This window comes from Mesorhizobium sp. M4A.F.Ca.ET.050.02.1.1 (assembly GCF_003997725.1).
In the GTDB taxonomy this organism is placed as follows: Bacteria; Pseudomonadota; Alphaproteobacteria; order Rhizobiales; family Rhizobiaceae; genus Mesorhizobium.
Genome location: NZ_RZSG01000289.1, coordinates 1 through 6,858, shown reverse-complemented (window position 1 = coordinate 6,858; position 6,858 = coordinate 1). Strand labels below are relative to the sequence as shown.

7 protein-coding genes and 1 pseudogene are annotated in these 6,858 nt (G+C 64.4%); 4 read left to right on the top strand and 4 right to left on the bottom strand.

Translation table 11 applies throughout. The features are described from left to right. Positions 1 to 1,175: tetratricopeptide repeat protein (locus EOA33_RS19055; protein ID WP_127406284.1), on the top strand; the 1,175-nt coding region annotated here is incomplete at its 5' end. Between the two features lie 51 nt (positions 1,176 to 1,226). On the opposite strand, the gene EOA33_RS19050 is transcribed toward EOA33_RS19055, so the two are convergent. After that, positions 1,227 to 1,688, bottom strand: coding sequence for a GNAT family N-acetyltransferase (locus EOA33_RS19050; RefSeq protein WP_127406283.1), 462 nt, complete (start codon positions 1,686 to 1,688; stop codon positions 1,227 to 1,229). Between the two features lie 149 nt (positions 1,689 to 1,837). On the opposite strand from EOA33_RS19050, the gene EOA33_RS19045 reads away from it, so the two are divergent. After that, on the top strand, positions 1,838 to 2,782 hold the full coding sequence (locus tag EOA33_RS19045; RefSeq protein ID WP_127406285.1) for a glycine--tRNA ligase subunit alpha: 945 nt from the start codon (positions 1,838 to 1,840) through the stop codon (positions 2,780 to 2,782). A gap of 139 nt (positions 2,783 to 2,921) precedes the next feature. On the opposite strand, the gene EOA33_RS19035 is transcribed toward EOA33_RS19045, so the two are convergent. Next, a complete protein-coding gene (locus EOA33_RS19035) occupies positions 2,922 to 3,104 on the bottom strand; it encodes a hypothetical protein (RefSeq protein ID WP_126055965.1) in 183 nt (60 codons plus the stop codon). A 222-nt stretch (positions 3,105 to 3,326) separates the two neighbouring features. On the opposite strand from EOA33_RS19035, the gene glyS reads away from it, so the two are divergent. Both glyS and EOA33_RS19025 read left to right on the top strand, forming a co-directional pair. Continuing rightward, positions 3,327 to 5,480: a glycine--tRNA ligase subunit beta gene (gene glyS / locus EOA33_RS19030; RefSeq protein ID WP_127406282.1), complete on the top strand. Its 2,154-nt coding sequence runs from the start codon at positions 3,327 to 3,329 to the stop codon at positions 5,478 to 5,480. A 166-nt stretch (positions 5,481 to 5,646) separates the two neighbouring features. After that, on the top strand, positions 5,647 to 5,943 hold the full coding sequence (locus EOA33_RS19025) for an ATPase (RefSeq protein ID WP_127406281.1): 297 nt from the start codon (positions 5,647 to 5,649) through the stop codon (positions 5,941 to 5,943). A gap of 91 nt (positions 5,944 to 6,034) precedes the next feature. On the opposite strand, the gene EOA33_RS19020 is transcribed toward EOA33_RS19025, so the two are convergent. Together EOA33_RS19020 and EOA33_RS19015 are read right to left on the bottom strand one after the other, a co-directional pair. Then, positions 6,035 to 6,424, bottom strand: a complete 390-nt coding sequence (locus EOA33_RS19020) for a hypothetical protein (RefSeq protein ID WP_126055962.1) — start codon at positions 6,422 to 6,424, stop codon at positions 6,035 to 6,037. A gap of 134 nt (positions 6,425 to 6,558) precedes the next feature. After that, positions 6,559 to 6,858: pseudogene (locus EOA33_RS19015) on the bottom strand (hypothetical protein); the annotation flags it as partial.

The following is a 6,858-nucleotide window of genomic DNA, read 5'->3' as shown; positions in this document are numbered from 1 at the left end:
CGACGCTCCAGGACACCGCCGCCGGCGGTGCCGCCCCGGAGACATGGATGCGCAATGCGCAGGCCTATGCCTCGTTCCTCGCTCGCAAGGGCGACAAGGCCAAGGCGCTTTCGGTGCTCGACCAGGCCGAGGCGTTCGCGCCAGGCAAGCTGGAAATCACCACGCTCCGCGAAGAGATCAACAAGGGCGACAAGGTCGAGCCCTTCATCGCCGGCCCGTCCGACGGCGCGTCCGAGATCCTGCTCGATCTCGCCACCGCGCTCAATCGCGGCGGCGGCGAGCCGTTCGTACGCCTCTATCTGCAATATGCGCTGGCGCTGAAGCCCAACAGCGATGCCGCTCTGGTGCAACTCGCCGCCGTCGCCGAGCAACTGAAGGACGGCGAGGGCGCAATCGCTCTCTATCGCCGCATTCCCGGTTCCTCGCCGCTGAAGGAGCTTTCCGACCTGCAGCTCGGCCTCAACCTCGCCGATCTCGATCGCCATGACGAGGCGATCGCTCATCTGAAGGCGTTCGTCGACAAGCATCCGCAGGACATGCGCGCCTATCTGGCGCTGGGCGGGGTCTACTCCTCCAAGGAGGACTTCCGCTCGGCGGCCAATCTCTACGACAAGGCCGTTGAGGTGCTGAAGACGCCGACCAATGCCAACTGGAACATCTTCTATCAGCGCGGCATCGCCTATGAGCGGCTGAAGGAATGGCCGAAGGCGGAGCCGAACTTCCGCAGGGCGCTGGAACTGTTCCCCGACCAGCCGCAGGTTCTGAACTATCTCGGCTATTCCTGGGTCGACATGAACATGAACCTCAAGGAAGGCCTGGCGATGATCCAGAAGGCCGTCGATCTAAGGCCGAGCGACGGCTACATCGTCGATTCGCTGGGCTGGGCCTATTTCCGCATGGGCAGGTTCGAGGACGCGGTCCGCGAAATGGAGCGCGCCGTGTCGCTGAAGCCGGAGGACCCGGTGCTGAACGACCATCTCGGCGACGCCTACTGGCGCGTCGGCCGCAAGCTGGAAGCCACCTACCAGTGGAACCAGGCCCGCGACCTGAAGCCGGATCCCGACGTGCTTGCCACCTTGCAGCAGAAGCTGCTCAAGGGCCTGCCGGCGATCGAATCCAACACGGCGCAGGAAACCCCGAAGGTCAAGCCGGCCACGCCGGCGCCGAAGGGGTGAGCGGCACCGAAGGATGCTTTGAGCGGGGCTCTTCGTAGCCCCGCTTCGCTTTCAGAGAAGCTTGCGATACACGACGAACCCCGACCGCTCCGCCACCTTGTCGTAGAGTTGCATGGCCGTGTGGTTGGTCTCATGCGTCTGCCAGTACACCCGGCCCGATCCGGCCGCCTTGGCGCGTTCGTAGACGGCGTTGATGAGTGCCCGGTCGACGCCCTTGTCGCGCGCGGCCTCGGTGGTGAACAGATCCTGCAGATAGCAGTTCGCCGCGATCGCCGTCGTGCTGCGGTGATAGAGATAGTGGACGAGACCGAGGAGGCGTCCCTCGCTTTCGGCCACCAGCGCATGCACCGGCTCGTAGGCGTCGAAGAAGCGCGACCAGGTCATGGCCGTGATGTCGCCGGCAAGCGCCGTCTCGCCCGATCGGCCGTAAAAGGCGTTGTAGCCGTCCCATAGCGGCAGCCATTGCTCGAAATCCTCTCGCGTGATGGGTCGGATGCTGATGGAATCTGGCATGGCTGGGGCCTGCTGTTGCTGATGGCGGAGACATGGAACAGACCGCAGGCTCGTCGTGCCGGCAATGGGCCAGCCGTCGGCTTGCCTTGACGCTTGCCAGCCGTGCCTCTAGAGCGTGGTCCCCATCCAGCCGCTCCATCGAGGCCGCCGTGACCGTCGACATTCCCGCCCACATGCATCCCAGCCGCTCCTTCCAGGGGCTGATCCTGACCTTGCACAATTACTGGGCGAACTATGGCTGCGTCATCCTGCAGCCCTACGATATGGAGGTTGGCGCCGGCACCTTCCACCCGGCAACCACCTTGCGCGCGCTGGGTCCGAGGCGCTGGAACGCCGCCTATGTGCAGCCATCGCGCCGCCCGAAGGACGGGCGCTATGGCGAGAACCCCAACCGGCTGCAGCATTATTACCAGTATCAGGTGATCCTGAAGCCGAACCCGCCCAACCTGCAGGAGCTCTATCTTGGCTCGCTTGAAGCCATCGGCGTCGATCCGCTGCTGCACGACATCCGTTTCGTCGAGGACGATTGGGAAAGCCCGACGCTGGGCGCCTGGGGGCTCGGCTGGGAGTGCTGGTGCGACGGTATGGAAGTGTCGCAGTTCACCTATTTTCAGCAGGTCTGCGGCATCGAATGCGCACCGGTCGCGGGCGAGCTCACCTACGGTCTGGAGCGGCTCGCCATGTATGTGCAGGGCGTCGACAATGTCTATGACCTCAACTTCAACGGCCGCGAGGGCGCCGACAAGGTCACCTATGGCGACGTCTTCCTGCAGGCCGAGCATGAATATTCGCGCCACAATTTCGAGTTCGCCAACACCGCGATGCTGCTCAGGCATTTCGAGGACGCCGAGGCCGAATGCAAGGCGCTGCTCGCGGCCGGCACGCCCGGATCGAATGACGTGGGCGCAAGGCACCGCATGGTCCTGCCCGCCTACGACCAGTGCATCAAGGCCAGCCACGTCTTCAACCTGCTCGACGCGCGCGGCGTCATCTCGGTCACCGAGCGGCAGAGCTACATCCTCAAGGTGCGCAACCTGGCCAAGGCCTGCGGCGAGGCCTTCCTGCAGACCGAGGCGGGCGGCCTGGCGGCCTAAGTGTGTCGATATTCAGGTGATGCCGGCCTGCAAACGCCGGTTTTCTGCGCTTCCGCTACTCACGTACGTCAAGTACGCTCCGCTCCGGGTCTCGAAAACCACCGTTTTCGGCTCGGCGTGACCTTAATCTCAACGCACCTTAGTTCAAGGCGCTTTGGCCAATTTTGAGTGAAGCTGTGATCGGCAACGAGCTCTGGCTGCTTGCGCTGTCGATCGTCCGCAACGCCTGCCGCACGCCCGGCATCGTGAACGTGCCATGCATCTGGGCGGCGAAACAGGCGCTCAGTGCGAGGATTTGCAGGGTTCTCGATACGGTCTTCATGGTCGTTCAGCCAATAGGTCTCTGCCTGAGCGTTGGTCGCTTCAGCGCCGCGTTCGGTTCATGGGATTTCTGTTCTTAGGACGGGTGCGCCCGCTTGGTCCCGACAAAGACCTGATAATTTCCTGAAATCGGCCACCCCGGCGGCCGGCGGGCAGGGGTGACAGCGGCGAGCCGAGTTGCTATGCCCCGCCCGGACCGTTCGCCCCGCATGAGTTGATCCCTATGCCCGACCTGCTTCTGGAACTTCGCTCCGAAGAAATTCCCGCGCGCATGCAGCGCAAGGCCGCCGGCGACCTCAGGAAGATGCTGTCCGACGGCCTGGTCGAGGCCGGCCTCACCTATGAGGCAGCGCGCGAGTACTGGACGCCGCGGCGCCTGGCGCTCGACATTCGCGGCCTGACGGCGCGCTCCAAGGACATTCGCGAGGAGATCAAGGGCCCCGCCACCTCGGCGCCCGAACAGGCGGTCCAGGGCTTCCTGCGCAAGGCGGGCCTCGCCTCGATCGCCGAAGCGCATGTCCATTCCGACCCGAAGAAGGGCGACTTCTATGTCGCCCATATCTCCAAGCCGGGCAGGGCGGCGGAAGAGATCATCGCCGAGCTGGTGCCAGGCATGATCCGCAACTTCCCGTGGCCGAAATCGATGCGCTGGGGGCCGGCCTCGGCCAGGCCCGGTTCGCTGCGCTGGGTGCGGCCGCTGCAATCGATCGTCTGCACCTTCGGCCCCGAGACCGAGGAGCCCGTCGTGGTCGATTTCGAGATTGACGGCATTCGTTCCGGCAACGTCACCTATGGCCATCGCTTCCACGCTCCGGGCGAATTCACCGTGCGTCGCTTCGACGACTATGTTTCGAAGCTGGAAGCCGCCAAGGTCGTGCTCGACGCCGAGCGGCGCAAGGAGATCATCCTGGCCGACGCCCGCAACCTTGCCTTTGCTAACGGTCTCGACCTGGTCGAGGACGACGGATTGCTGGAAGAAGTCTCCGGCCTCGTCGAATGGCCTGTCGTGCTGATGGGCGAATTCGAACAGGACTTCCTCGCCATTCCGCCCGAGGTCATCCGGCTGACCATCCGCGCCAACCAGAAGTGCTTCGTCACCCGGCCGCAAGGGGCGGGCGAGGACCTGTCCAACCGCTTCATCCTTGTCGCCAACATCGAGGCCAGCGATGGCGGCAAGGAGATCGCGCACGGCAACGGCAAGGTGGTGCGAGCCCGCCTGTCCGACGCGCTCTATTTCTGGAAGACCGACCAGGGCGATTTGCCCGATCTCGGCGAACTCCAGGCGTCGGCCGAAAAGCTCGGGCTCGATCTGAAGAAGCCGCTCGACCAGCGCATCGCCCGCCTCGACCATCTCGACGTGACCTTCCACGCGAAGCTTGGCACGCAAGGAGCACGCGTCGAGCGGATCAAGCGGTTGGCCGAGGAACTGGCGCCGATCGTCGGCGCCGACCCGGCGCTGGCGCACCGCGCCGCGGTGCTTGCCAAGGCAGACCTGCAGACCGAAGTAGTCGGCGAGTTCCCGGAATTGCAGGGCGCCATGGGCCGCAAATATGCGCTGCTGGAGGGTGAGCATGCATCCGTGGCCGCGGCCGCTGAAGAGCACTACAAGCCGCAAGGCCCGTCCGATCGCGTGCCGACCGATCCGGTCTCGGTTGCCATCGCGCTCGCCGACAAGCTCGACACGCTCACCGGTTTCTGGGCCATCGATGAGAAACCAACTGGCAGCAAGGATCCGTTTGCCCTGCGCCGCGCTGCGCTCGGCGTGGTCAGGATCCTGATCGAGAACCGCGTTCGTTTGGCGCTGACATCGATCTTCGCCAAAGCCTTTGCAAACTTTGCAGGCGGCGCGAGCCCGCAGTCCGACCTCCTCGCCTTCTTCCACGACCGCCTGAAGGTCTATCTGCGCGACCAGGGCGCACGGCACGACCTCATCGATGCCGTCATCACGCAACAGTCCGACGACCTGCTGCAGATCGTGCGCCGCGTCGAGGCGCTGGGCTCATTGCTCGACACCGACGGTGGCAAGAACCTGCTCGCCGGCACCAAGCGCGCCGCCAACATCCTGGCGGCGGAAGAGAAGAAGAAAACCTTCATCGCCGAGACTGTTGAGCCGGCTCTTCTGCGCGAAGAAGCGGAAAAGAAGCTCTATGCCGCGGTGAATCAGGCCGAGAAGGAAGCCGGCCAAGCGATTCAGAACGAAGATTTTTCCGCCGCCATGCTGGCGCTTAGCGTGTTGCGTGAACCGGTTGATTCATTCTTTGAACAGGTTCTCGTCAATGATGAGGACCAGGCCGTGCGCGCCAATCGTCTGGCGCTGCTTGCCCGCATCCGCGCCGCCACCGATCAGGTCGCGGATTTCTCCAAGATCGCCGGCTGACGGCCGCAAACGCGGGCCTGGAATTGCCTGCGCCCATCGGGGCGCGGGCCGTGCGCCCCGCTCTCAGGCGCGCCAAAATTTAGTACGCGGGAGCCGGCTTACAGTCATATGACGATGACCTCCGCGTGGGACAACGATGACGTTCCCCCAACCACGGAGGCTTGCCATGAATTCCGATCACGACATCGAAGTCACTGAAAAAACCGCGGCTGCTGTCGAGGCGATCGAATCCGCTTCCGACGACAGGCTCGACCATGCCGCAGCTGCCGCGGTCGAAGCCGCCGATCAGTCTGACGATGACGAGGAAGGTGACGACGAGGACGGCGAGGATGCCGACGACGAAGCGACCCTGTTGGGTGGTGACGAGGATGAAGACGGCGAGGACGAGGATGAGGACGAGGAAGACGGCGTGAAGGCCGACGACGAAGACGAGTCCGACGAGGACAAGGAAGAAGCCGCCTGAGCCATTTTGGAGGCGGCCTCTCCGTCCTCCACGACCGAATAGCCCGCTGAGCTAGAGGAAGGGCGGCGCCAACGCGCCGCCCTTTTTGCCGTCAGTCCTCGAGGATGCTGACGTAGACGCTGTTCGAATAGACATCGACCTGGATCAGCGCCTCGCCATTGACGATGGCGCGCCGTGTCGCGCCGCTCATGGCGCCGCCGCGCCTCAACATCCGCTCCAGGTCGGCGCGGTCATCATTGCTGCGGAACCAGGCGTCACCCTCGTCGTCGCGGTCGCGCCGGTGGAATTTGTGCCAGTTGGCGCGGTCCTGCCGCACCATCTGCGCGGCGCTGTCCAGCGGATAGCCGTCGCTGGCGTGATGGTCCCGCTCGGAAATGCGCGCGACATAGGAGCCGAGCATATCGTCGGCCCGCGCCGTGCTCGTGCCCAGCACCGACGCCAGCAGCAATGCGGCGACGGCAAATCGTCTCGTCTCGTTCATGATGAACCCCCTTTTGAAAACCCAGTCTTCTTCCACCGATGCCGTCTGACATTTCGGGCAGCAGGATGGAATCAGAAGGAATACTGCCATCCGGGCATATGCGCCGGATGACGGATCAGCCTCCACTGAAAAGCCTACATGGCTTTTCCGACGGGGGATATCGGTGCCGGCTGCGCGGCTGCCGGTTGTGGCTGCTGCGCCTCGGGCTGAGGCTTCGGTTCGGCGGCGCCGTTTGACGCGGTCGCCTCGCCGGCCGGCTTGCCGTCGGCGGTGGGCGTTGTCTCGGTCGCCGGCGCCGTGGCGGTTGTGGCCTTGGCCGGTGCTGCGGCAGGCGTTGCAAAAGCGCCGCCGACGACGCCGCCGCGAATGATCATCGGGCTCTGCATGGAACCATGGTGCGTGGACTTATCGGGGATCGCCGCGACCTTCTCGTC